Source organism: Thiomonas sp. SCN 64-16 (genome assembly GCF_001725585.1).
GTDB lineage: Bacteria > Pseudomonadota > Gammaproteobacteria > Burkholderiales > Burkholderiaceae_C > Thiomonas > Thiomonas arsenitoxydans.
In genome coordinates this window covers 1-25,420 of the sequence record NZ_MEGQ01000017.1, presented here as the reverse complement: position 1 = coordinate 25,420, position 25,420 = coordinate 1, and the positions used below count along the sequence as shown (strand labels likewise).

At 63.2% G+C, this 25,420-nt stretch carries 21 protein-coding genes and 2 pseudogenes; 7 read left to right on the top strand and 16 right to left on the bottom strand.

Annotated elements, in window-relative coordinates:
* The first annotated feature begins 83 nt into the window (after window positions 1–83).
* Window positions 84–1,010 carry a sulfite exporter TauE/SafE family protein gene (locus tag ABT24_RS06350; RefSeq protein WP_286737530.1) on the top strand — a complete coding sequence of 309 codons (927 nt, stop codon included), beginning with the start codon at window positions 84–86 and terminating at the stop codon, window positions 1,008–1,010.
* A 133-nt stretch (window positions 1,011–1,143) separates the two neighbouring features.
* On the top strand, window positions 1,144–1,641 hold the full coding sequence (locus ABT24_RS06345) for a hypothetical protein (protein ID WP_276729882.1): 498 nt from the start codon (window positions 1,144–1,146) through the stop codon (window positions 1,639–1,641).
* Window positions 1,642–1,675: 34 nt separating this feature from the next.
* On the opposite strand, the gene rimO is transcribed toward ABT24_RS06345, so the two are convergent.
* From rimO to pgeF, 6 genes are all read right to left on the bottom strand, one after another.
* Entirely contained in the window at window positions 1,676–3,076 is a 1,401-nt protein-coding gene (gene rimO / locus ABT24_RS06340) for a 30S ribosomal protein S12 methylthiotransferase RimO (RefSeq protein ID WP_276729879.1), read from the bottom strand.
* A gap of 60 nt (window positions 3,077–3,136) precedes the next feature.
* The gene (gene phaR / locus ABT24_RS06335; protein WP_013105651.1) at window positions 3,137–3,682 is read right to left on the bottom strand and encodes a polyhydroxyalkanoate synthesis repressor PhaR; all 546 of its coding nucleotides are present in this window, start codon (window positions 3,680–3,682) and stop codon (window positions 3,137–3,139) included.
* A 125-nt stretch (window positions 3,683–3,807) separates the two neighbouring features.
* Window positions 3,808–4,548 (bottom strand): acetoacetyl-CoA reductase, encoded by a 741-nt coding sequence (gene phbB / locus ABT24_RS06330; protein ID WP_013122985.1) that lies wholly within the window; start codon window positions 4,546–4,548, stop codon window positions 3,808–3,810.
* Between the two features lie 45 nt (window positions 4,549–4,593).
* Window positions 4,594–5,772: an acetyl-CoA C-acetyltransferase gene (locus ABT24_RS06325; protein ID WP_276729876.1), complete on the bottom strand. Its 1,179-nt coding sequence runs from the start codon at window positions 5,770–5,772 to the stop codon at window positions 4,594–4,596.
* 60 nt (window positions 5,773–5,832) lie between these two features.
* Window positions 5,833–7,566, bottom strand: coding sequence for a class I poly(R)-hydroxyalkanoic acid synthase (phaC, locus tag ABT24_RS06320; RefSeq protein ID WP_276729874.1), 1,734 nt, complete (start codon window positions 7,564–7,566; stop codon window positions 5,833–5,835).
* A gap of 114 nt (window positions 7,567–7,680) precedes the next feature.
* Window positions 7,681–8,520 (bottom strand): peptidoglycan editing factor PgeF, encoded by an 840-nt coding sequence (gene pgeF / locus ABT24_RS06315; protein ID WP_276729871.1) that lies wholly within the window; start codon window positions 8,518–8,520, stop codon window positions 7,681–7,683.
* Window positions 8,521–8,672: 152 nt separating this feature from the next.
* Between pgeF and ABT24_RS06310 the strand changes: the two genes are divergently transcribed.
* Window positions 8,673–9,497 (top strand): glycosyltransferase family 2 protein, encoded by an 825-nt coding sequence (locus tag ABT24_RS06310; protein WP_276729868.1) that lies wholly within the window; start codon window positions 8,673–8,675, stop codon window positions 9,495–9,497.
* 23 nt (window positions 9,498–9,520) lie between these two features.
* Here the strand turns inward: ABT24_RS06310 and ABT24_RS06305 are convergent, their stop codons facing one another.
* Window positions 9,521–10,549 (bottom strand): RluA family pseudouridine synthase, encoded by a 1,029-nt coding sequence (locus tag ABT24_RS06305; RefSeq protein ID WP_276729929.1) that lies wholly within the window; start codon window positions 10,547–10,549, stop codon window positions 9,521–9,523.
* A 58-nt stretch (window positions 10,550–10,607) separates the two neighbouring features.
* Between ABT24_RS06305 and ABT24_RS06300 the strand changes: the two genes are divergently transcribed.
* Window positions 10,608–11,429 (top strand): outer membrane protein assembly factor BamD, encoded by an 822-nt coding sequence (locus ABT24_RS06300; protein ID WP_276729866.1) that lies wholly within the window; start codon window positions 10,608–10,610, stop codon window positions 11,427–11,429.
* A gap of 7 nt (window positions 11,430–11,436) precedes the next feature.
* On the opposite strand, the gene yoaA is transcribed toward ABT24_RS06300, so the two are convergent.
* Window positions 11,437–13,467 (bottom strand): DNA repair helicase YoaA, encoded by a 2,031-nt coding sequence (gene yoaA, locus ABT24_RS06295; RefSeq protein ID WP_276729864.1) that lies wholly within the window; start codon window positions 13,465–13,467, stop codon window positions 11,437–11,439.
* A gap of 136 nt (window positions 13,468–13,603) precedes the next feature.
* Here yoaA and ABT24_RS06290 point away from each other — a divergent pair, with 136 nt between their 5' ends.
* Window positions 13,604–14,464: a PP2C family protein-serine/threonine phosphatase gene (locus tag ABT24_RS06290; protein WP_276729863.1), complete on the top strand. Its 861-nt coding sequence runs from the start codon at window positions 13,604–13,606 to the stop codon at window positions 14,462–14,464.
* Here ABT24_RS06290 and ABT24_RS06285 read toward each other — a convergent pair.
* The 5 genes from ABT24_RS06285 to ABT24_RS06265 form a co-directional block, all read right to left on the bottom strand.
* Window positions 14,453–15,259: an enoyl-CoA hydratase gene (locus tag ABT24_RS06285; RefSeq protein WP_276729862.1), complete on the bottom strand. Its 807-nt coding sequence runs from the start codon at window positions 15,257–15,259 to the stop codon at window positions 14,453–14,455. The two genes, ABT24_RS06290 and ABT24_RS06285, sit on opposite strands and share 12 nt — an antisense overlap.
* Window positions 15,260–15,321: 62 nt before the next feature.
* Complete coding sequence (locus tag ABT24_RS06280; RefSeq protein ID WP_276729860.1) at window positions 15,322–15,729, bottom strand: lysozyme inhibitor LprI family protein; 408 nt, start codon at window positions 15,727–15,729, stop codon at window positions 15,322–15,324.
* A 67-nt stretch (window positions 15,730–15,796) separates the two neighbouring features.
* Window positions 15,797–16,729 (bottom strand): dimethyl sulfoxide reductase anchor subunit family protein, encoded by a 933-nt coding sequence (locus ABT24_RS06275; RefSeq protein WP_276729858.1) that lies wholly within the window; start codon window positions 16,727–16,729, stop codon window positions 15,797–15,799.
* A gap of 4 nt (window positions 16,730–16,733) precedes the next feature.
* Window positions 16,734–17,561 (bottom strand): 4Fe-4S dicluster domain-containing protein, encoded by an 828-nt coding sequence (locus ABT24_RS06270; RefSeq protein ID WP_276729856.1) that lies wholly within the window; start codon window positions 17,559–17,561, stop codon window positions 16,734–16,736.
* Complete coding sequence (locus ABT24_RS06265; protein ID WP_276729854.1) at window positions 17,558–20,620, bottom strand: molybdopterin-dependent oxidoreductase; 3,063 nt, start codon at window positions 20,618–20,620, stop codon at window positions 17,558–17,560. Before ABT24_RS06265 ends, ABT24_RS06270 begins: the two co-directional genes overlap by 4 nt.
* Before the next feature lie 198 nt (window positions 20,621–20,818).
* Here ABT24_RS06265 and ABT24_RS06260 point away from each other — a divergent pair, with 198 nt between their 5' ends.
* Window positions 20,819–20,986 carry a chloride transporter gene (locus tag ABT24_RS06260; protein ID WP_276729852.1) on the top strand — a complete coding sequence of 56 codons (168 nt, stop codon included), beginning with the start codon at window positions 20,819–20,821 and terminating at the stop codon, window positions 20,984–20,986.
* A 91-nt stretch (window positions 20,987–21,077) separates the two neighbouring features.
* Window positions 21,078–22,196 carry an alkene reductase gene (locus ABT24_RS06255; RefSeq protein WP_276729850.1) on the top strand — a complete coding sequence of 373 codons (1,119 nt, stop codon included), beginning with the start codon at window positions 21,078–21,080 and terminating at the stop codon, window positions 22,194–22,196.
* A gap of 103 nt (window positions 22,197–22,299) precedes the next feature.
* Here ABT24_RS06255 and ABT24_RS06250 read toward each other — a convergent pair.
* From ABT24_RS06250 to ABT24_RS06240, 3 genes and pseudogenes are all read right to left on the bottom strand, one after another.
* Window positions 22,300–23,313, bottom strand: a pseudogene (locus tag ABT24_RS06250) (SDR family oxidoreductase).
* Window positions 23,314–23,319: 6 nt separating this feature from the next.
* Window positions 23,320–24,587: pseudogene (locus ABT24_RS06245) on the bottom strand (nucleotide sugar dehydrogenase).
* 24 nt (window positions 24,588–24,611) lie between these two features.
* On the bottom strand, window positions 24,612–25,420 hold an 809-nt coding region (locus ABT24_RS06240; RefSeq protein WP_286737528.1), incomplete at its 5' end, for a TIGR03013 family XrtA/PEP-CTERM system glycosyltransferase.

Sequence of the window (25,420 nt, the reverse complement as noted above, 5' to 3'; positions counted from 1 at the left end):
TTCGCCGTGGTGGCTGGCGCATTGCCAGTCCGCGCGAAGCTTCGACAATCTGCCTGACGGGTCGCCTACATGTCACAAACTTCGTGCAGGCTTTACACCTCGTCACCCGGGTCACTTCCGAAAGACGTAAATCATCGCCTCGCCACAAATCAGCACAAATCCTCACAGAACTCATAAGACTGTTCTTATATGCTGTCGCCACCATGCTCGCAGACCTGACCCTGACCCAACACATCCTGTCCGTCGTTTCTGGCGTGGCAGTCGGTTTTACGCTCGGCCTGATCGGCGGAGGCGGCTCCATCCTCGCGGTGCCGCTCTTGCTCTATCTGGTGGGTTATCCCAATCCTCACGTCGTGATTGGCACGACGGCGTTGGCGGTATCGATCAACGCCTATTTAAATCTGATTCCGCACGCACGCGCGGGCAATGTGCGTTGGAAAGAAGCGGTGATCTTTGCCATCGTCGGCGCTATTGCGGCGTATATCGGTTCTACTCTGGGCAAGGCGGTCGACGGCAAAAAGCTGCTATTCCTTTTCGCCATTCTGATGCTGGTCATCGCCGCCTTGATGATTCGCCCGAAGAAGGTCAAACCCGGCGAAATGGAAGGAAATCCCGGCCAGTTTTCGATGTGGAAATTGGTGGTATCCGCGGCCATCGTCGGCACGCTCTCGGGTTTCTTCGGCATCGGCGGCGGTTTTCTCATCGTGCCGGGCCTAGTGTTCGCAACCGGCATGCCCATGCTGGCGGCGGTGGGTTCCTCGCTGTTCTCGGTAGGCACATTCGGCCTGACCACGGCGGTGAACTATGCAAGTTCCGGCCTGCTCGACTGGACGGTCGCGGGGCTATATATCGCCGGGGGCATTGCGGGCGGTGTGTTCGGCGCACGACTGGCCACCCACTTGGGTAAGAGCAGCAAAGGCACGCTCAACCTGATTTTTGCGGCGCTGGTGGCCGTGGTGGCGGCTTACATGATCTACAAAAACATGTCGGCCTTCGGCATCCATCTTTAAATTCAGTTCGGATGGTCGGCATCAGGCCATCAGGTTTTGACCAGCCGCAATCGGGCAGGTCGAGGATCTCGATCGGGGTGGAACCTCCGGCCTTCGATCTGTTCTGATGTTGCATTCGTTTACAGGAGATCGAATGCAACGCCGTACCTTTCTATCCGCCGCGCTAGTCGCCGCCGTATTGGGCTCCAGCGCCTCACCCGCGCTGGCCTTGGCTTCACCGCTAGGCGTGGGAGGCACCCTGCCCCAGACGCAATTCGAGAATCAGCACGGAAAGATGGAAGACTTTCCGGGTGCTGATACCCGGGTCGTGTTGTTCGCGGTGGAAAAGGCCCCCTCCGACGTGGTCAACGACTACCTGACGGCCTTGGGCGTCGAAGCGATGCACAAACAGGGCATCGTGTTCCTGGCGGATATCAGCGGCATGCCGGGGTTTGTCACCCAGACCTTCGCTCTGCCCAAAATGCGCAAGCGCCCTTACTCCATCCTGCTGGCCAGCAAGGCAGAACAGGCTGCCTTCATGCCGCACGAAAAAGAGGCGGTGACTGTCATGCAGGTTCGCCAGGGCAAGATTACACACATCGGCTTTGCGCGTGATATGGCCGCGCTCAAGGCAGCCATCGGCTCGCAATAAAAAGGGGCTGGGCGCCGCCCGGCCCCGGAGCGGCTCAGACCAATTCACCCACCAGGTCGTGACCGTCGGTGCGCACGATGCGGGCGCGCACGAACTGGCCGCCGCTTTGCGCCAGGCGCATTTTGGTCGAGGGTTTATCGGGCGGCAGCAAATGCACTTTACCGTCGATTTCGGGCGCATCGGCGAAGGTTCTGCCCACTCCGCCCTCGCGGCTCGCCTGATCGACCAACACCCGCATCACCTGCCCCACCCGTTTGTGCAGTTTGCGGGTGGATACCTCTTCAGCCACGGCCATGAAGCGGGCGCGGCGCTCTTCTCGCAGCGCTTCGGGCACCGGATCGGCTAGCGCGTTGGCGGCCGCCCCCTCCACCGGCGAATAGGCGAAGCAGCCCACGCGGTCGAGCTCGGCCTCGCGAATGAAATCGAGCAGGGTCTGGAATTCCGCTTCCGTCTCGCCCGGAAAACCCGCGATAAAGGTTGAGCGCACCACCAGTTCGGGACAGATCTCGCGCCAGCGGGCGATGCGTTCGAGGTTGCGTTCGCCACTGGCCGGGCGCTTCATGCGTTTGAGTACATCTGGATGCGCGTGCTGCAAAGGCACGTCCAGATAGGGCAGGATGCGCCCCTGCGCCATTAGCGGCAGCACTTCATCCACATGCGGATAGGGATAGACGTAGTGCAGGCGCACCCAGGCGTCGTGCTCGGCGGCCAGGCTGCCCAGCGCATCGACCAGTTCGGTCATGCGAGTGCGAATCGGCCGACCGTCCCAAAAGCCCGTGCGGTACTTCACATCGACCCCATAGGCCGAAGTGTCCTGACTGACCACCAGCAGTTCTTTCACGCCCGACGCGAACAGCGCACGCGCCTCGCTCAAGACCTCTCCGATCGGGCGCGACACCAGATCGCCGCGCATCGCTGGAATGATGCAGAAGGTACAGCGATGGTTGCAGCCCTCGCTGATTTTGAGATAGGCGTAATGCTTGGGCGTGAGCTTGATGCCCGCTGGCGGCACGAGATCGACAAAGGGATCGTGCGGCTTGGGCAAGACAGCGTGCACATGCTGCAGCACCTCGTCAGTCGCGTGCGGCCCGGTGACGGCGAGCACCTTGGGGTGCACTTCGCGCACCAGGTTGTTGCCCGTGGCTGCATCGTTGCGCGCACCCAGGCAGCCGGTGACGATCACTTTGCCGTTTTCGGCCAAGGCCTCGCCGATGGCGTCGAGACTTTCTTGCACTGCGGCGTCGATGAAGCCGCAAGTGTTGACGATGACCAGATCCGCCCCCGCGTAACTCTTGGAGGTGTCATACCCTTGTGCGCGTAGTTCGGTCAGGATGCGCTCGGAATCCACCAGCGCCTTGGGGCAGCCGAGCGAGACAAAACCGATTTTTGGCGCCGCGGCTGCGGCAGGCGATGTTGGCGTGAGGGATGTTTCCATCCCGACATTGTCGCTGAAGCCAGGCGGATTTATTCACACCCTCTCAGCTCACCAGAGGCTTCATTTCTTGGGCGCAGGCGGCTGAAAGGCGCCCAGCATCTGCTTGGCCTGCTCCTGCATCTGTTCTTGCATCTGCATGTAGAGGTTCTTGCTCTGCTCGAGGTAATTGCCCATCATGTTTTGCAACATGGGGCTTTGCACGTTGAGAAACTGCGTCCACGCCTCGGGATTGACGGCTGCGTTGTCGTACACGCCGCGCGACTGCTCGGCGAGCTTGTTCTGGATGTCGATGAACGCCTGCACATTCTTTTCCAAGTAGCTGCCCATCATGCCCTGCATGGCGTGGCCGTAGAAACGGATGATCTGCTCGAGCATGACCGAGCTGAACATGGGCACGCCGCCGCTCTCTTCTTCCAGAATGATCTGCAGCAAGATGCTGCGGGTCAGGTCTTCGCCAGTCTTGGCGTCCTGCACCACAAAGCGCACCCCGTCCATCACCAGTTGCTTGACATCGCTCAGGGTGATGTAGGCGCTCGCCTCGCTGTCATAAAGACGGCGGTTGGGGTACTTTTTGATGATGCGCAGAGGAATATCGGACTTGGGCATGGCGGTGGAATGCGGTCGGCAAAAGCGGTCGGAAAAAGCGAAGGTGCACAGGCAAAAGATTTGCGGATTGAACCATATTCCCCGGCGAGCGCCACCGAGGCTTTCCCGCACCGCAGCATCGCGCTTCAGCTCATGTGCAGCCCGCCGTTGCAACTGAATTCGGCGCCGGTGGTGAACCCGGCGTCCTCGCTGGCCAGCCAGACCACGATGGAGGCGATCTCTTCAGGTGTACCCAGACGCTTGACCGGAATGGAAGACACGATCTTGTCGAGCACGTCCTGCCGGATGGCCTTGACCATATCGGTCAGGATGTAGCCCGGCGACACCGTGTTGACCGTCACCCCTTTGGAGGCCACTTCCAGCGCCAGCGACATGGCGAAACCATGCATGCCCGCTTTAGCCGCGGCGTAATTGGTCTGGCCGAACTGGCCTTTTTCGCCATTCACCGACGCGATGTTGATGATGCGGCCCCAGCCCCGCTCGACCATGCCGTCGATCACCTGCTTGGTCACATTGAACATGGAGTAGAGATTGGTTCGCAGCACCAGATCCCAATCTTCATACGTCATTTTGCGCAGCACCGCATCGCGGGTGATGCCGGCGTTGTTCACCAGAATGTCCACCTTTCCGTGCTCGGCGAATACTTTCTGAAAGGCCGCCTGAGTCGAGTCCCAGTCGGCCACATTGCCCTCGGAGGCATAGACATCGAAGCCTTGCGAACGCATGGTTTCCAGCCAACTCTCCTTGCGGCTGGAATTGGGGCCGCAGCCCGCGATGACCTTGTGCCCTGCCTCGCACAGCCGTTTGCAGATGCCGGTGCCGATACCGCCCATACCACCCGTGACATAAGCTACTTTTTTGCTCATTTTGTTCTCCTCGTTTTGGTTTCAGTTTGATCAATCTGCGGTGGTTCAACGCTCCAGCGCCATGGCCACGCCCATGCCGCCGCCGATGCACAGCGAGGCCAGTCCCTTTTTCGCATCGCGCTTGTTCATCTCGTGCAGCAAAGTCACCAGAATGCGGCAACCACTGGCGCCGATGGGATGGCCGATGGCAATAGCGCCGCCGTTGACGTTGACCTTGGCGGTATCCCAGCCCATCTGTTGATTCACCGCGATGGCCTGCGCGGCAAACGCCTCGTTGATCTCCATGAGATCGAGTTCCTGCGGCGTCCACCCTGCGCGCGACAGGCAGCGGGTGGAAGACGGCACCGGCCCCATGCCCATATAGGCCGGATCGAGACCCGCGTTGGCATAGGCCCGGATGGTCGCCAGCGGCTTGAGGCCGAGCTCAGCGGCGCGCCGGGCCGACATCACCACCACCGCCGCAGCACCGTCGTTGAGGCCCGAGGCATTGCCCGCGGTGACCGTGCCGCCCTTGTCGAACGCCGGACGCAGCCCGCCGAGACTCTCCGCCGTCACGCCATGCCGAACGAACTCGTCGGTGGCAAACGCGATGGGGTCGCCTTTTCTCTGCGGCAGCATCACCGGCACGATTTCATCGGTGAAGCGCCCGGCTTTCTGCGCCGCCTCGGCCTTGTTCTGGCTGGCTGCGGCGAAAGCATCCTGCATTTCGCGGGTGATGCCGTATTTCTTTGCCACGTTCTCGGCCGTGGTGCCCATGTGGTACTGATTGAACGCATCCCACAGGCCATCGACGATCATGGTGTCGATCATCTTCCAGTCGCCCATGCGCTGACCGTCGCGCGAGCCCGGCAGCACATGCGGCGAGGCGCTCATGCTCTCTTGCCCGCCCGCCAACACAATGTCGGCATCGCCATCGCGAATCGCCTGGGCGGCCAGCATCACGGCCTTCAGGCCGGAGCCGCAGACTTTGTTGATGGTCATCGCGGGCACCATGTCCGGCAACCCTGCCTTGATGCTGGACTGACGCGCCGGGTTCTGTCCACAGCCCGCTTGCAGTACTTGCCCGAAGATGACCTCGGACACTTGCCCTGGCTCCAGCTTGGCGCGCGCGACCGCCTCCTTGATGACCAGAGCGCCCAGATCGACCGCCGACACTTTCGCCAGCGCACCGCCGAATTTCCCCACCGCCGTTCGCACGGCGGACACGATGACGATATCAGTCATGATCGAATTTCCTTTTGAGTGAGATGACGAATACAAAAATAAAAGACCGCTTGCAGAGCATCAGGCCCGCACCTTGACGTAGCGCCCGGGCGCGGGCTCGATCGGCTTGTAGCGTGCGTTGCCGGGTTTTTTCGGCGCGGCGACTTCCGGCCCGGCCTGTTTTGCCAGCCACTGCGCCCAGTCGGTCCACCAGCTTCCCGGATGTTCTGTTGCGGCGTCGAACCAGGCTTGCGCTTGCGCAGGCAGTTTGCGCTGGCTGGCGGGCGAAGTCCAGTGGCTGCGCTTATTGCGCTTGGCCGGGTTGATGACCCCGGCGATATGCCCCGAAGCGCCCAGCACGAAGCGCATCGGCCCGCCGAGGATGCGCGTGGTTTCATACGCGGTTTTCCACGGCACGATGTGATCTTCGCGCGAGGCGTATACATAGGTCGGCAGCTTCACCGCCTGCAGGTTCAGCGGCACCCCGGCCACGGTGAGCGCACCGGGCTGGCGCATCTTGTTTTCGAGATAGGTGTTGCGCAGATACCAGGCAAACAGCGGCCCCGGCAAATTGGTCGAATCGGAATTCCAGTACAGCAGATCGAACGGCGGCGGCGTTTCGCCCTTGAGGTAATTGCCGACGACGTAATTCCACACCAGATCGTTCGGTCGCAAACTGGAAAAAGCCGAGGCCAGTTCACGCCCGGTCATCAGCCCGCCCTTGCCCAGCGTGGCTTCGCGCAGGGCCACCGAGGCTTCATCGACGTAAACGCTCAAAATGCCCGTATCGGTGAAATCGACCATCGTGGTCAGCAGGGTCGCGCTATGGGCGAACTGTTCGCCCCGCGCCTGCAGCACCGCCAGCGCGTTGGCCAGCAGGGTTCCGCCTACGCAGAACCCCAAGGTGTTGATGGTGCCATCGCTGCCCTGCGCCGCGATGTCGCGCACCACCTCCATGGCGCGAATCACGCCGTCCTGCACATAGTCGTCCCAGGTCAGGTGGCCCATGCTGGCGTCCGGGTTGCGCCACGACACGACGAAAGTCCGGTGCCCCTGCTCGACCGCAAACCGCACCAGCGAGTTGTCGGGCTGCAGATCGAGGATGTAGTACTTGTTGATCGAAGGCGGCACGAACAGCAGCGGCCGCGCATGCACGCGCTCGGTCAGCGGGGTGTACTCGATGAGCTGGAACAAATCGTTTTCAAACACCACTTGACCTGCGGTGGTCGCCACGTTGCGGCCCACCTCGAAAACCGATTCATCGGTCTGCGTCATTCGACCCTGTTTCAAATCCTTGAGCCAATTTTCGACCCCGGCACGCAGGCTTTCACCCTGCGTCTGCACCGCTTTCTCAAGGGCCTCGGGATTGAGCGCCAGAAAGTTGGACGGCGCCGCCGCATCGACCCACTGCTGCACCGCGAAGCGCAGCTTCTGCCGCGTCGTCTCGTCGGTCTGCACGTTTTCGGCCAAATCGAACAGGGCCCGCGCGCCCAGCAGATAGAGCGCCGCGGTGTAGCGGGAAATGCGGCTCTCCGCCCAGGAGTTGTGGGAGAAACGCCGATCATTTTCCGGCGGGGCGGATGTGTTGGCCGCGTCCGCCTCCAGCAGACCGCTCCACAACTGGCGAAACTCGTCAACGTAGCGTTGTTGCAGCGCCTGCAGCCGCGAGGGCTCGAACAGGACGGGTTGCCCCTTTGCCGCGCCTGAAAGCAGCGAAGTCCACACCGGCTGCATGTCGGACCATGCGGCCCAAGGTTCGGTCTGTCCCGAAAAAAAAGGCGGCGCGGCGGAGCCGGTCGAAGTGTTTTGGGCCATGGGGTTGGGTGCGACGGGGAAGGGAGCGAGCCCATCCGCAAAGGCGGCAGGCCACGGCATTCTTGAACAGGCCGCAGGCCGTGTCAACGGCGCTTCCACGATGCGGAAACCTCCCTACTCCACCCAGATGCAGCCGCCCTGCCGCCCAGTAACCGGTTGGCGGCGGTAGGAATAAAACCGCTGGGCAAGGCCAAAGGTGCAAAGACCGCCGCCAGCAATATGCTCGGCCGACAGGCCCGCCGCCTGCAGGCGGATGCGCGCAAGCTGCCAGAGGTCGGCCCACCATTTTCCCGGCTGGCCCGGCAAAAACGCGACGGCTGTCTGCGGATGAAGGCTGACAAAAGCCGCTCTCACCTCATCACCCACCTCGAACGCCCCGGGCCCGATCGCCGGGCCCAGCACGGCCTGCACTTCGGCCGCAGGGCAACCGGCGCGGTCGCAGACGGCCTGAACGCTGGCTTCGATCACGCCGCCCGCTAGGCCACGCCACCCGGCATGCGCGGCGGCCACCGCCCTGCCCTCAGGTGCGGCAAACAACACCGGCAGACAATCGGCGACCAGCACCGTGGCCGCAACGCCGCGCTGCGAAGTGCAGGCCGCGTCCGCCACGGGTTCCGGGGCATCGTGATGGACCCGATCGAGATCGGCCACCACGATGCCGTGCACCTGCTGCAAATAACGCGGCAGTGCGCCGCCCAGCGCGTCGCTGAGCAGCCTGCGGTTCTTTGAGACGGCGGTCGGATCGTCGCCGACATGGTTGCCCAGATTCATTCCACCGCCCAAGGTACTTCGCGCGCAGCCATAGGCCGCGACACTCACGCCCCCGGCGCAGCTGCTGAACACCGCGCGCACCTGCGGGTTTCCCGGCCAGGCAACTTGCAGCCAGGGCGCTTGCGCCGTTGTCGCAGCGAGGTTGTCAGGGCTGAAGTCCGTCAGAACAGGCGTGTGGAGCATGGCGTGTGAGGCAGGCGGCAAGCCGGGCCCGGAAAAAGGGTAAGGGATGTATCAATCTGCTGCGGTCGGCAGAGTCCGCAGCCTGTGGGCTGGGTGCGCAATTTATAGTGAAAGCGTACAACCCGTTTCAGTCCCGATCCTTCTACCCTGCGATGCGCCTTTCCGTCATCATTCCCGCCCATCGGTCGCATGCCTTCATCGGCGATGCGCTGGATTCGCTGGCGGCGCAGCAGCAGCCAGACGGGCTCGCCCTCGAAGTCATCGTGATTGCGGATGACGGCACCGACTATGCCCACCACTTCACCGCTGCCCGCCGACAAACTCTGGAGTGCCTTTCCGCCACGACAGGACGCATCGCGGCCGGGCCGTCGGCAGCGCGCAATATCGGACTGAATCGCGCCAGCGGCGACTTCATCTCGTTTCTGGATGCGGACGATCTCTGGCTGCCCGGCCGCGCCGCCGCCTTGCTCCCTTTGGCCGCAGCCCACGGCGCCGCGGTGTGCCGCATGGCGATCACCGCCCTCGACGCGCCAGGCGCGCCGAAGCTGACCCCGGTATTGCCAAAACACGGACACCTCTCGCCGCAGGACAGTCTGCTGATCGACGGTGGGTTCTGCCCGGTGTACCGCCGCGATTGCATCACCCACACCTGGGACGAAGACCTCGATTTCGCCGAAGACCTGTTGTTCAACCACGCAGCCGTGGTCAACGCCGGTGGTCTGTTCGTGCATCCGCAACCCTTGATGCACTACCGCATTCGCCCCGATTCGGCCACGCATCACATGCCCTCTGCCAGCCACCGGGCCGAGCGGGCCTACGCGCAGATGTTGTCGCGCCTGTCGCCGGCCTCGGGCGAAACCGCGACATTGGCTGCGTGTCTGCGCCGCAAACGACGGCTCAACGCGGCCTATCTGCAGGCCTGGCAGCAAGAGCCCGGGCTGCACTTCGAGCAGTTCGTCCGGGATTCATCCCCCTGACGAGAGCAACAATACCGCGGCGCTCACCAGCCCTGCGGATCGATCTCTTCCGGCTCGCCGCCGCAAGCTTCCCAGAAACTCGCCATATCGTCTGGAATGGGGGCGATGAAATCCATCGGCCTGTCGTTCAGGGGATGGGCAAACGCCAGCCGCGCGGCATGCAGCGCCTGCCGCTGCAGCGGCAGATCGGGCCGCAAGCGCCCGCCATAAACTGAATCGGCCACCATCTCCAGCTTGGCAAACTGCAGATGCACCCGAATCTGATGCGTGCGCCCGCTGTGCAGCTTGCAGCGCAGCGCCGTCAGCGGCCCCCAGCGGGTGTCGAGTTCGGCCAGCGGGGTGAAATCGGTACGGGCAGGTTTGCCGCCATGCACCACCGCCATGCGCAGACGGTCGCGCGGGTGACGGCCAATGGGCGCCTCCACATTGAACGCGCGGCTCACCGAGCCCCAGGCCAGCGCGAGATATTGACGGTGGATGGTGCGCGCCTGTAACCGGCGCACCAACTCGGTCTGCGCCTCCAGCGTGCGCGCCGTCACCATCAGCCCGCTGGTGTCTTTGTCGAGACGGTGAACGATGCCCGCTCGCGGCAGCCCTGCCGTCTCGGGGTAGCGGGCGAGCAAGCCATTGAGCAGGGTGCCGCTCCAGTTGCCCGCGGCCGGATGCACCACCAGCCCCGCCGGTTTGTTGAGCACGGCCAGATCGGCATCTTCAAACACCACGTTGAGTGGCAAGTCTTCGGGCGCGAAAGCGGTGTCTTCAGGCAATGCGGGCAAGGCGATGCGCAGGGTTTCGCCCGCACGGGCCTTGTCGCGCACGCCAGCCACCTGAGCGCCCATGCGCACCAGCCCCGCTTCGCACCACTGCTGCAGGCGGCTGCGGGAATATTGCGAAAACTGCGCGGCAAGCACTTTGTCGAGCCGCTGCCCGGCGTCGGCCTCGGGGACGGCGGCTTCGAGCACCGTCGAATCGTCAGCGGCGCTGTCTTCGTCGAGATCGGCGAAATCGCCGTCGGCCGTATGGGGGGAAATGTGTGGAGAGAGATCGGTCATGAGGGGCAAGCGAGGCTCCCTATAATCTGCAAGCTTTACACCACCCTGGGCGATTGATATGCGTGTTGCGTTGTACCGTCTCTGGACGTTGCGGTTGTTGGGCGCTGCGGCGGCAGTCGTGCTGCTGGGCCTTGCAGGCTGTGCCTCCACGCCGTCGAAAGACGAAACCCTGGGCTGGTCGTCGGCCAAATTGTATGCAGAGGCCAAGGACGAAATGAACAGCGGCAACACCGACAAAGGTGTGAAGCTGTACGAGAAGCTCGAATCGCGCTACCCCTACGGGCTGCTGGCGCAGCAGGCGCTGATCGAGATCGCCTACGGCAACTACAAGCAGGGCGAGCGGGCGCAGGCCCTGGCCGCCGCCGACCGCTTTCTCAAGCTCTACCCCAACAACCCCTACACCGACTATGTGCTCTACCTCAAGGGCCTGATCAACTTCAACACCGATCAGGGCTGGTTCTCCTTCCTGTCCGACCAGAAGTTGTACGAGCGCGACCAAGCGGCGGCCAAGCAGTCGTTCGAGAGTTTCAAGGAACTCGTCACCCGTTTTCCTGAGAGCAAGTACGCGCCCGACGCCCGCCAGCGCATGCGCTACATCGTGAACTCGTTGGCCGAGTATGAAACGCATGTCGCGCTGTTCTATTACCGTCGTGGGGCCTATGTCGCTGCGGCCGACCGCGCGCAACGTGCCATCGAGCACTACCAGGACGCACCGGCCAATCAACTCGCCCTGGCGATACTGGTCGATGCCTACGGCAAACTGGGCCTGACCCAACTGCGCGACGACGCCGAGCGCGTGCTCAAGCTGAACTACCCGCAGAGCACCTACCTCACCGAAGGCCTGCCCAAACGCGACGATCCGTTCTGGAAGCTCTGGTAAGCCTGATTCACTTCGTTCCCTGCAAAAACGCCTGAGCCTCTGCGGTTTGGCTCACGCGCGTGAAGGGCGGCAGGCTCGCCAGAAGTTGTCGCCCCCAGCCGGTCGCCGTCAGGCGCCGGTCGCACACCACCAGCACTCCCCTATCGCTTTCGGTGCGGATCAAGCGGCCCGCCCCTTGCTGCAGCGAGAGTGCGGCCTGGGGCATGCTGTAGTCGGCAAAGCCGCTGCGCCCTTCGGCCTCGATCTGCTTGAGCCGTGCGGCGGTGAGCGGGTCGTCGGGCGGGGCGAACGGTAATTTGTCGATGATCACCAGGGTCAGTCGGTCACCGGGCAGATCGACGCCCTCCCAAAAACTCTGACTGCCCACCAGCACCGCCTGCGGCGTGCTGGCGAAGCGGGCTAGCAAGGCGGCTTTCGATTCGTCGAACTGTTCCAGCACCGCCCTGCCGGGCAGCAGCGCGCGCAGGGTTTGCGCGATGATCTTCGCGGCCCGCAGTGTGGTGGTGAGCACGAACGTGCCGCCGGTATTGCCCGTGGCGAGCTGGGCGGCGAGCGCCCCCACCGATTCCGAATGGCCCGGCTGGTTGGGCAGCGGCAAGTCTTGCGGCACCAGCAAGCGCCCTTGCTCGGCATAGTCGAACGGGCTGGCCACGCGCAATTCGCGGCAACGCGGCGCCACCCCGCCTTCCACCGGCGCACAGCCGCCCTGCTCCGACGTCAGCCCCAGCGCGGCGCGGGCGTGGCGAAAGCTGCCGCCAACGCTCAAGGTCGCCGAGGTGAAAATCCAGGCCTGACTGCGTTGGGCCACCAAGGCGGCAAACGCCGGTGCGATGGACAAGGGCGCGGCTTGCAACCGCAGATGCGCGCTGCCCACGTCGGCCCAGCGCACCTGCGGCGGCGCGTCGGTCTGATCGGGGTCAGGCGCGGCCTGCCAACTTGAAAAGGCCTGGTGCAGAGCGGTGCAGCGATCCATCAGCCGCTCGAACTCAGCCGCCGCCTCGACATGGGCCGACAGCACCTCCGCGGTATGCGCCAGTTGCGCCTGGAGGTCGTGCAAGGCCACATCCCACCCGGGCAGATCGAGCACCTGGGGCTGACTCAGACGCCCGGGGTTTTGCGGTGCGGCCAGGCGCAAATCGCGCGCCGCGCGCTCCAGCGCGCCGCTCAAGGTCTGCCAGTCGGCCAGGCCTTTGGCGTGTTGCAGGCCGCCGGCCAGCACGTCGCGGCTGAGATCGACCACCTGCGCCGTGCCGCAGCGCGCCCCGAGGAATTGCACCCCGATTTCGGCAAGCTGATGCGCTTCGTCGAGAATCAGCGTGTCTGCGGTCGGCAGCAATTCGGCCACGCCTTCACCGCGCAAGGCCAGATCGGCGAAAAACAGATGGTGATTGATGATCACCACGTCGGAAGCCAAGGCCTCGCGGCGCGCCTTCATCACAAAACAGGCTTTGTAGTCAGGGCAGTCGGCCCCGAGGCAGTTGTCGGTGGTGGAAGTGACGAGAAAGTTAAGCGCAGAGTTTTCTTCCAGCCCCGACAGCGCCGACAGATCGCCACGCGCATCGCTTTTGGCGAACTGCGTGATGCGGCGCAATTGCGCATGGGCATGGCGGCCGTGCACCCATTCCGCCGCGCGCTGCAGGCGGTAGAGGCAGACGTAATTCGAGCGGCCCTTGAGCACGCAGGTACTCACCGCCGCGCCCAGCGCACGGCGTGCGGCGGGCAGATCCTTGTTGTAGAGCTGATCCTGCAGATTGCGGGTCGCGGTGGAAATGATCACCCGCCCGCCATGCAGCAGCGCGGGCACGAGATAAGCCAGCGTTTTGCCCGTGCCCGTACCGGCTTCCGCCATGAGGATGGCCCGGTCGGCGATGGCCCCGGCCACCGCCATCGCCAGCTCTCGCTGCCCCTCGCGCACCGACCACTGCGGCAATTCCTCCTGCAGCGGGCTGCCGGGAGAAAACAGCGCGTCGCAATGCTCAGCCAAAGCCGTGGAGGGTTCTGGCGCCTGAGGCGTCGAAGACGGGGAATCAGCGCGCATGCCGATGGCGGGCACTTTCCAGTGCCGCGCAGCATGGCGAAGGCGGACATGCGCGCCCCCTAGAATTAGTGTTTTCCATCAGTTTGTTCATCCGCTCACTCATCGCCGCCTTCTGCACCGAATCGCCGCCGATTCTATGGATCCCACCGATCACTACCCGCCATCCCGGTTGCCGCCCCTGCCCACGCCGGTGCAGCACCGTGCGGGTACCCGCTGGCGGTTAAGCGCGGCAAGTGGCCTGCACAAAGGCGACCGGCCGTATCAGCAGGATCAACTGCGGGTCATTGCCCACCCCCGCGTGCAGGGCTGCGTGCTGGCGGTGATTGCCGACGGCATGGGCGGAAAAAGCGGCGGACGCAAAGCGGCCGATCAGGTCATGCTCACCGCACAGCAACTGTTCGAGCGCTATCACCCGGACAGCGACGACCCGCATGCGCTGCTGCGGCAGATCGTGCAGGAAAGCCACAGCATGATCCGGCTCACCGCCCTGTCCACCGAGCAGGAGCCGCATTCCACCATCGTCTGCGCCCTGTTTCACGCCGACGAAGGCCGCTGCTACTGGTCGCATGTGGGCGACAGCCGCCTCTATATCTTCCGCAACGGTCGGCTGCTGCTGCGCACCACCGATGACTCGTATGTGCAAACCCTGGTCGACAAGGGCGAGATCACCGAAGCCAAGGCCCGCAACCATCCGATGAGCAATGTGCTGACCTGCAGTCTGGGCATGTCGGAGCTGCCGTCCAAGCCGGTGGAAGAAAGCCCGCTGATGCCGGGTGATGTGCTCATGCTGTGCAGCGACGGCGTGTGGCACTACTTCACCGATCAGGATCTGGAAATCGCCACCTCCAAACTGCAGCCGCGCGAGTGCTGTCAGTACCTGATCGACAAGGCCCGCACCCGCGCCGGCGGCCGCGGCGACAACCTGTCCCTCATCGTCATCGAACTGGCGCGGCTGCCCGCGCCGGGCGAGACATCCAGCGCGTCATCAGGCGCCTGAGGCCACGCGCCAGCTTGGTTCGCGTTTTTCGATAAAGGCCTGCACGCCTTCTAGCGCGCAGTCGTCGAGCATATTGCAGGTCATGGTTTGCGCCGCGAGTTGATAGGCCGCATCGATGCCGGTCTCGACTTGGCGATAGAACAGCGCCTTGCCCATGCGCACCGCGGCGGCGGGTTTGTTCAGAATGCTGGCGACGAGGCGCTCCACTTCCGCTTCCAGCGCATCGGCCGGGGCGACGCGATTGATGAGGGCGCGCTGTTGAGCCGTGGCGGCGTCGATGAACTCGCCGGTGAGCAGCATTTCCATCGCCTGCTTGCGCGGCAGATTGCGCGCCAGCGCCACGCCGGGCGTGGAACAGAACAGCCCGTAGTTCACGCCCGAGACGGCAAAGCGCGCGTCGGCGCTGGCCACCGCCAGATCGCAACTGGCGACCAACTGGCAGCCGGCCGCCGTGGCGATGCCATGCACCTGCGCGATGACGGGCTGGGGCAGCCGCATCAATCCGGTCATGACCTTGCCGCAACGGGCGAAGAGCGACTGGTAATAGGCCTGCAAGGGCTGGGCGCGCATTTCCTTGAGATCGTGCCCGGCGCAAAAAGCTCGGCCTGCGCCGCGCAGGATGACCACGCGGGCGGCGTCGTCTTCCGTCAAGGCGTCGATCTGCGCCTGCAGTGCTTCGAGCAAAGCCTCCGACAAGGCGTTGAACGCCTGCGGGCGGTTGAGCGTGAGGGTAACCACGCCGCGCGCATCGCGTTCATGTAGCAGGACGTCGGTCGGGTTCGTGGGGTTGGGCATGGCGGTCTCCTTGGGTTTTCAGTGGATGATGCAAGCACATGCTGAACCTTATCTGACGCGGGTCATTTGGGTGGGCAGGTGGCGCCGGAGCAGTGCAAAAATCCGTCGAGCTGGGCGATTCGGGTGCGGATCATGCCCGACAGACAGTCATCCTGTCGCGTGCTCCAGGCAGCATTTGGCCAATCGGGCGGGCCGTTGCGGAACTCACATTCCGCATTCGCCCAGCGCCGCCACAGATTCTGCGCATGATCGAGCCGCCGCTCGGTGTAGGTGCCCATCACCTTCTGCAATTCCAGGCGATAGAGATGGGTCATGCGCTCATTGAGCGCGCGACGGGTCTGCGCGGCGCAATCAGCGCTACGCGGTTGCGACAGGCAGATGGGCGGGGTCTTCACCTCAATCGCGGCCTGCGCCTGCCCGAAGCACGCCAACACCAACAACCCGCCGCACAAAAAGCCGATTCCACGCATGTTCATCCTCTTTCAAAAGAAGGATGGAGCCGCGCTGCGGGCGGGCGTTCCCGCTGGTTTCAATCGGTCACAGCGCGGCCTGGTAATAGCGGTTTTGCGGATGACGGACCTGGGCGAAAAAATCCCAGCGCTCGGCGAGCATGCCCAGCAGGTTGCTCGCCAGCGCCAGCGGCCAGCCGACCAAGCGCAGCGGCTGCGGCGTGAGAAGCAGCAGCAAAACCGGCAGCACGAAGCCAAACACCACGAAGCCCCAGCGCGCGCTGGCCACCCACAGCGCGCTTCGTCCATGGAAGAACTCGCGGGTGTTGAATGCCCCGGCGGTGAAGCCCTTAGAGGTCTGGCGGATCACCGCACTGCCCACCCCGATGGCCGACTGCATCGACCCCGCAGGTGTCAGACCCCGCACACGCAGCAGCGCCGCCAGACGCCCCACCAGGGCAACGCCCAGCAATGCGGCGGCGGCGCGGGCATAGATCGCCGCCTGCGGCGCAAGCCGCCACAGCGCCAGCACGGAAGCCAGCAGACAGCCGCTGGCCAGACCCATCAGCACGAAGTTCAGCACGGTGAGCGGAGTAGCCCATTCGCGCAGAAACCGCACCCCCGCGTAGATCATGGCGGTGCAGACCCAGAGCGCGAGCGCGCCGATGATCAAGACCGCGGCCAGCAGACCAGGCCAATCGTGCAGGGTTTGAATGCCCAGCAGGCTCAAAGCGGTCAATCCCAGGAAGGTCGGCAGGGCGATGACCTCGCGCGATAGCCAGGAGGTGCGCCACATGGCGGCGGCGCGCCAGGCGCGCTCCGGGCGTCCGAGATGGCCGAACGAGGCGGCCAGCCCGATAACGCCCAACCCCAGGATGATCCACAGACTCAGGCTGCAGAACGCCAGCCAAGAGGCGCTCTGCGCCGCGCCGAACAGCGCTGGCAGCGCCACCACAACCCCCAGCCCCTGCGCGCAGCCAACCAGGGTGGTGAGCACTAAAACGGAAAACGCGGGACGCATGACTTTAGCGAGCCTCCAGTTGAGTGGCCTCGGCGGTCTTGTGGCCCGCGTGCGCTTGCGAGGGCTTTGAGAACGCGCCGAACAGCTTGGCGAACAACCCGCGCGCTTCGACTTCCAGCGCCGCTTCGCTCGGCGCCGGGCGCACCGCAGCGGCTTGTGGGCGCGCCGTGGTCTGGTGCGGCGGCGCGGCCTCTGCGTTCGCCGGTGCAGCGCCTTGCGGCAATTGACGAGGCAGATAGTGATTGGCCGGGCGGGTGCCGAGTTCGGGCATCAGGGCATAGCCGCCGCGTTCGCGGATGGCGCGAGACACCTCGGACTCGGGGTCGTGCACATCGCCAAACAGCCTTGCGTTGGTCGGGCAGGCGTTGACGCAGGCCGGGCGGCGCTGCGCCTGCGGAATGCTCTCGTCGTAGATGCGATCGACGCAAAGGGTGCACTTGGTCATCACCCCGCGGTCTTCGTCGTATTCGCGCGCGCCGTAGGGGCAGGCCCAGGAGCAGTATTTACAGCCGATGCACTTGTCGCTATCGACCAGCACGATGCCGTCTTCCTGGCGTTTGTACGATGCGCCAGTCGGGCAAACGGGCACGCAGGGCGGCTCTTCGCAGTGCAGGCAGCTCTTGGGAAAGTGCACGGTCTGCGTCTGCGGAAACTGCCCCACCTCGTAGGTCTGCACCCGGTTGAAAAACACCCCCAGCGGATTCTCGCCGTAGGGTTCGTGGTCGCTCAAATGCCCGGCCGTACCGGAGGTGTTCCACTGTTTGCAGGAAGTGACGCAGGCGTGGCAGCCCACGCAGACATTGAGGTCGATGACCAGCGCGAGTTGGGTCATGGCTGTTTTCCTTGGCGGGACGAACGCCCGGCGAAATAGCGCAGCACGCTGAGGTGCGGTGCGTGCGGCGCAGGCTGGGGCAGCGCGGCGGGAGGAGCAAATTGCGGCCAGCTCTGCTCGGCGAAAGCAGGCAGGGGCTCGTCGGTTTCAGGCGGGGCTTCGGCGTGGTCGATGCGCACCCGTACGTCATACCAGCCGGCCTGGCCGGTGACCGGGTCGCTGTTGGATATCAGCGCCCCCTGGGCCGGGCTGCGCCCAGCCCGCCCCCCGCGGGGGTCAAGAAAACTTGGGGCGGCCCGGCGTTTTCTTGAGTGTCCCTGCCCCCCACTCAGCGCGTTGGCCGGCAGCTCTTCGCGGATGAGATGGTTGAGCAAAAAGCCGGTCTGCGCCTCTTCGGCATGCGGATGCAGTCCCCAGAAGCCGCTGGCCTTGCCGATGGCATTCCAGGTCCACACCGTGCCGGGCTCGACCGCCTCGCTGTATTGGCAGCGGGCCCGCACCCGGCCCCAGGGCGAGGTGATCCACAGCCAGTCGCCGTCGGCGATGCCTTGCTGAGTGGCCACGGCGGGATTGACGTAAAGCCGGTTGTGGCCGTGAATCTGCCGCAACCAGGCGTTCTGCGAGTCCCAGGCGTGATACATGGCCATCGGGCGCTGGGTCACGGCGGCCAGTGGAAAGCGCGCCAGATCGGTGGCCGCATGTTCCAGCGGCGGCTCCCAGAAGGGCAGCGGATCGAAGTGATGCGCCACCCGCGCCCGCAGCTCTTCGGGCGGTTGCCGACCGGGGCGCTGGCCGCGCGCCGCCAGCCGGAACTGCTGCAGCACGTCGGAGTAGAGCGCGATGATGATGGGCGTGTTGCGCGCGCGCCAGCCCTGCTCCTGCGCAAAGTCGAGGTAGTCGCGGTTCCAGTTGCGCATATAGCGCAGCGACTCGGGCAGGTGGTGAAAGTGCACGCAGTCGTTCTGCGCATACATCTCCCATTGCTTTGGGTTGGGCTCGCCCTTGAGCGACTGCGTGCCGTCCTTGCCGCGCCAGCCCGACAGAAAGCCGATGCCTGAGCCGGGCGCGGTTTCGTAGTTGACGATGAAGTCGGGATAGTTTTTGTACTTGCGGCTGCCGTCGGCGTTCACGAAAGCCGGCAAGCCGAGGCGACCTGCAAGCTCAACCAGCACTTCCTGGAATGGCCGCGTTTGCGCCAGAGGCGGCAGCACCGGCACGCGCACCGAATCCACCGGGCCGTCGAACTCGGAGATGGGCCGGTCGAGCAAGGACATGGCGTCATGCCGCTCCAGATAGCTGGTGTCGGGCAGCAGCAGATCGGCGAAGGCGGTCATCTCGCTCTGAAAGGCATCGCACACCACGAGGAAGGGAATGCGGTAGCTGCCGTCTTCGCGCTTGTCGCGCAACATCTGCCGCACGTCCACGGTGTTCATGGCCGAATTCCACGCCATGTTGGACATGAAGATCAGCAGGGTGTCGATGGCATAAGGGTCGCCGCGCCAGGCGTTGGTGATGACGTTGTGCATCAGGCCATGCACCGCCAGCGGATGCTCCCAGGAAAACGCCTTGTCGATGCGCAGCGGGCTGCCGTCGTCCATCAGCGCGAGATCGTCGGGCGAAGTCGGCCAGCCCAGCGGCGCGCCGTTCAGCGGCGTGTCGGGCCGCACATCCTGCGGGCCGCTCGGGTTGCGCACCTCGGGCGGAACGTCCTTCGGGTACGGCGCCTTGTGGCGAAAGCCGCCGGGCGCATCGATCGTGCCCAGCAGACTCATCAGAATGGACAACGCGCGGATGGTCTGAAAGCCGTTGGAATGCGCCGCGAGGCCCCGCATGGCGTGAAACGCCAGCGGTTTGCTGCGCACCGTGGCGTGCTCGCGACCGAGCCAGTCGGTCCAGGCGATGGGCAGGTCTTCGCCCTGATCGAGCGCGGCCTGCGCCATCTCTTGCGCCAGTTGGCGAATGCGCTCGGCGCTCACGCCGGTGATGCCCGCGGCCCATTCCGGCGTGCTGTCGGCCAGTTGTTCGCGCAGCAGTTGCAGCGCGGGCGCGACCGGCGTGCCATCGGCCAGACGGTAGTGGCCCGAAAGCGCGGGCTGCGCGCCCTCAGCCCAGGCGGGCACGGGGCGCTGGGTCAAGGCGTCCCACCACATCCGGCCTTGCGACTGCGTCGCGCCAGAGGCATCGGGGATGAACAAGCCGTCTTGCGCGTGGCCCGGCTGCACCCGCAGCAGTTGCGCGCCGTTGGTGTAGTGCGCGGTGAAGTCGGCATCGAAGCGGCCGGTACGCAGCAGTTCGTGCATCAGCGCCTGCAGCAAAGCACCATCGGTGCCGGGGCGGATCGGGATCCACTCGTCGGCAATGGCGCAATAGCCGGTGCGCACCGGGTTGATAGAGATGAAGCGCCCGCCCGCCCGCTTGAATTTGGACAGGGCGATTTTCATCGGGTTGCTGTGGTGATCTTCGGCGGTGCCGATCATCACGAACAGCTTGGCGCGCTCCAGATCGGGCCCGCCGAATTCCCAGAAACTGCCGCCGAAGGTGTAGATCATGCCGGCGGCCATATTCACCGAGCAAAAGCCGCCATGCGCGGCATAGTTGGGCGTGCCGTACTGCCGGGCGAACAATCCGGTAAGCGCCTGCATCTGGTCGCGTCCGGTGAACAGCGCAAATTGCTTGGGGTCGGTGGCGCGCAGGTGACGCAGCCGGTCTTCCAGCGTCTGCAGCGCTTCGTCCCACGAGATCGGCTCGAACTCACCCGCGCCGCGCTCGCTGCCGGGTTTGCGGCGCAAGGGCTGCGTCAAGCGCGCCGGCGACACCTGTTTCATGATGCCGGCCGACCCCTTGGCGCAAATCACGCCCTGGTTGAGCGGATGGTTGGGGTTGCCCTCGATGAAACGCACCTCGCCATCGCGCAAATGCACTTTGATGCCGCAGCGGCAGGCGCACATATAGCACGTAGTCGTCTTCACCTCGGTATCGCCGGGAGGCGGGGTCAGCGGATCGTGCAGCGGCTGGCCGTTGGAGAACAAGCGATCGAGCGGTTTGAACAGGGCGGACATGGCAGGGCGCAGTCTCTTTTTAAAGGAATGCCTAGACCTTAGCCGCCGATAATTGATTCAACAAACGAATTGTTCTGATTTTTTATATCTGATTTTGTGATGAATTGAGCGGCTTGTTCGCCTGCCCCTGTCAACAGACGACCGCGCCTTGCCCTGCGCCATCACCAGCGCCGCGGTTGGTTAGGCGGTGCCGCGCGCGTGCCCATCGCCACCAAGCTCATGGCGCCCACCATGCTCGCGGTGGTCATCAGCTTTCTGCTTCAGATCTGGCTGACGCGCAAAGCGCGTTATCCGTCGCTCTACGAGGTCCAACTTCCTGGGCCCGAGCAAAGCCCGATCTACAAAAGCGCTCCAGGCGCGCGCTGAGCCGGGATGCTCGGTCTGTTTTTCAGCACTCGTGCAGGCCTTGCGAAAGCCCCCTACGATATTGACGCACTGCAACAACAAAAGGAATGACATGACTGCACCTACCCTGTTCACCCCTCTGCAACTCGGCGCCCTGCAACTGCCCAACCGCATGGTGATGGCGCCGCTGACGCGCTCCCGCGCGCAACAACCGGGCGACATTCCAGGCGAAATGAATGCACGCTATTACGCCCAGCGCGCCTCCGCCGGACTGATCGTGAGCGAGGCCACGCAAATCTCCCGGCAAGGCCAGGGTTACGCCTTCACCCCAGGCATTTATACCGACGCGCAAGTCGCCGGTTGGAAAATAGTCACCGATGCGGTGCACGCCGCCGGCGGCCATATGGCCATGCAGCTCTGGCATGTGGGACGCATCTCCCATCATCTGCTTCAACAGGACGGCCAGGCCCCGGTCGCGCCCAGCGCCCTGCGCAGCGACACGGGAGAATCCTTCGTCGTGCTGCCTGATGAAGGCCCCAAGCGCGTGCCCTGCGATATGCCGCGCGCGCTCGAAACCGCCGAAATTCCGGGCATCATCGCCGACTACCGACGAGCAGCCGAGCGCGCCCTGCAAGCGGGCTTCGACCTGCTGGAGCTGCACAGCGCCAACGGCTATCTGCTGCAACAGTTTTTGGCGACCAACGCCAACCAACGCACCGATCAATACGGCGGCAGCTTGGAAAACCGCGCCCGCATCGTGCTCGAAGCCATCGATGCACTGATTGCGGTGGCCGGTGCCAACCGGGTGGGAGTGCGAATCTCGCCGCATTTCAATCGTCACGACATTCAGGACGTGCAGACCGAAGAGATTCACCTCTACCTGGCGCAGGAATTCAATCGCCGCGGCATCGCCTACATCCACATCGCCGAACCCGACTGGGCTGGCGGACCGGCGCTGACCGACGAGTTCCGCAAAAAACTGCGTGCCGCTTACGCGGGCCGCATCATCGTCTGCGGCAACTACACCCGGGAATCCGCCGAGGCCCGCTTGGCTTCGGGACTGGCCGACGCGGTAGCCTTCGGCCGCCCCTTCATCGCCAACCCGGATCTGGTGGCGCGTTTTCAGCAAGGCGCTGCACTGAACAAACCCAACCCTGCCACCTTCTACGGCGGCGGCGAAGCAGGCTACACCGACTACCCCTCACTCGACGCCACCCCGGCGACGGTCTGAACGGGTCAATTCAACGCCCGGATTGACGCCCTGCCTTGCTCTCTCAGCAAGCTGCCTATCCGGCAGCTTGCTGAGAGAAAGATCAACGATCAAACCTTGACCTTTACGGCTTGGCAACGTACCACGGCATGGCGATTTTCAAGCCGGCGCGCACGCTGAAATCGGGGCTGTAGCCCAACAGGCGTTTGGCCTTGCTGATGTCGGCAAGGGAATGACGTACATCACCCTTGCGAAAGTCGCGGTAGACCGGCGGGGGGAATTTCACGCTAGTGTCGAGCGCCATGATTTCCTCGCTCAACAACTGGTGAAGGGTGTTCAGGATGGTTTGCTAGCCAAACGCCACGTTGTAGACCTGATTCGCCGATTCTGGATGGGTGCTCAGCCCCGCCAGCACATTGGCCTGCACCACATTGTCGACATAGCAGAAGTCGCGCGTGGTTTCGCCGTCGCCATTGATGAAACAAGGCTGATTGCCGCGGATGGCTTTGGCCCAATTGGGAATCACCGCCGCATAAGGGCCATTGGGATCCTGGCGGGTGCCGAACACGTTGAAATAGCGCAGCCCGATGCTCTGCAAGCCATAGACCCGGCCGAATACGTCGGCATAAAGTTCGTTGAGATATTTGGTCACCGCATAGGGCGACAGCGGCTTGCCGATGAGGTCCTCGACCTTGGGCAAGCCCGGATGATCGCCATAGGTGGAACTGGAAGCCGCGTAAACGAAGCGGCTCACGCCCGCGTCGCGCGCGGCGACCAGCATGTTCAGAAAACCCGTGGCGTTGACCGCATGCGTTGCCAGCGGGTTTTCAATCGAGCGCGGCACAGATCCCAAAGCCGCCTCATGCAACACAATGTTGACGCCCTGACAAGCCCGCTGGCAGGTCTGCGGATCGACAATGTCGCCCTCGATGAAGGTGTGCCGCTTCCAGGCCTCTTCGCCAACGAGGCGCCGCACTTCATCCAGATTGGATTGATGGCCGGTTGAAAAATTGTCCAGACTGACCACGTCCTGGCCATGGGTCAGAAGCGTTTGGATCAGGTGAGAGCCGATGAATCCGGCGCTCCCCGTCACCAGCCAGCGCTGGGGCTTCGAAGACAGCATTTGCTCGATCGACATGGCGGCTCAAAGTCTCCAGACCTGGGCACCGTGCGACTGGAGCGCGGCAGCGTCGTATTGGCACTTGATGTCCATGAAAATGCCAGACGGCAGCAGCTTTTCGAGAGTTTCGGCGACCGACATGTCCTTGTAGGCTTGGTGCGCCACGGCCGCCACGATGGCCTGAGCGCGAGGCAATTCGGCCCAAGGCGTCAGCGTGACGCCATATTCATGCACGGCCTCGGCCGCATTAGCAATGGGGTCGTGCACGATCACGTTGACCCCATATGACGCCAGTTCGCGAATCACGTCGATCACCTTGGAATTGCGCAGATCGGGGCAATTCTCCTTGAAAGTCAGACCGAGAACGATCACGTCGCTCCCCTTGATCGGCAGGCCCGCCTGACTCATTTGCTTGATCGTCTGTTCAGCGATGTATTTGCCCATGCCGTCATTGATGCGACGCCCCGCCAGAATCACTTGCGGGTGATAGCCGAGCATGTCGGCCTTGTGCGTGAGGTAATAAGGATCGACACCGATGCAATGCCCACCCACCAGGCCCGGACGGAATGGCAGGAAATTCCACTTGGTACCCGCCGCCTTGAGCACGTCCAGCGTATCAATGCCAATGCGGTGGAAAATGAGCGACAACTCATTCATCTGCGCAATATTCAGGTCACGCTGCGTGTTTTCAATCACTTTCGCCGCCTCGGCCACTTTGATGCTTTCGGCTCGGTGAACCCCGGCCGTAATCACTGAGGCATAAACATTTGCCACGGTTTCAAGCGTTTCCGGGGTATCTCCGGAAACCACCTTGACGATTCGGGTCAGGGTGTGCTCTTTGTCGCCTGGATTGATACGCTCGGGTGAATAGCCGACGAAGAAATCTTTTTTCCACTTCAGCCCCGACTGTTTTTCAAGAATCGGCACACAGATTTCTTCGGTAGCCCCAGGATAAACGGTCGATTCATAGACCACGATGGCGCCGGGTTTGAGATATTTGCCGACGGAGGTACTCGCGCCCACGAGGGGGCTGAAATCCGGGTTGTGGGCATCGTCAACCGGCGTCGGCACCGCGACGATCACAAAGTCGGCCTCCTTCAGTTTCGAGGCATCGGTTGTCGGCTCGAACAAGCTCGCCTGCTTGAGGTTCTCCTGATCGGATCGACATGCTTGCAATAAGCCGCTATTTTTTCGACCGAGAGGTCGAATCCGATCGTGCGATATTTTTTACCAAACTCGACGGCCAAAGGAAGACCGACATACCCCAATCCCACCACAGCAACTACTGTCATCGTTCTCTTTCTAAAAGTTAAAAATTATCTTGCGCCTTCACCGAAAATCACGACGCGCACCGTCTCGAACAAAATAAAAAAATCGAGAAAGACGCTGTTATTTTTTACGTAGTAAAGATCGAACTGCAGCTTACGCTTCGCATCTTCCACCGAAGCGCCATAGGCGTAGCGCACCTGCGCCCAACCTGTGACCCCCGGTTTGACGCTGTGACGAATCGCATAAAAGGGAATATCCTTTTCGAGCATGTCCACAAAAGTCGGGCGCTCCGGGCGCGGCCCGACCATACTCATTTCTCCGCGCAAGACATTGATCAGTTGAGGCAGTTCGTCAATACGTGTTTTGCGGATGAAAGCGCCGACACGGGTGATCCGGTTGTCATTGGTGCTGGCCCATCGTGCCACGCCATCTTTTTCTGCATCCGTGCGCATACTGCGGAATTTGAGGCAGTAAAAAGACTTTCCAAACAAGCCGACACGCTCTTGCTGAAAAAATACAGGCCCCCGGTCTTCTAATTTGATGAACAGCGCAGCCAATAACATGATGGGCCAGAGGGCAAGCAGAAGAACGCTGGCGCTAATGATGTCGAATAGACGCTTGGCCCAGGCACGGATGTGGCCTTGTGTAAAACCACCCCCATAAATCAGCCAACTCGCCTTCATGCTTTCCAGCGGAACCTCGCCTTTCAAGCGCTCGTAGAAAGTCGGCAAATTGTGAACCGGGGTGCCGAGAATCCGGGCCTCGAGCAGTTGGCGGATCGGGAGTACACCGCCCCGATGTTCGCGTACGGCAACAATGATTTCATCCACCCGCATATCGAGCACGACCTGTTCGA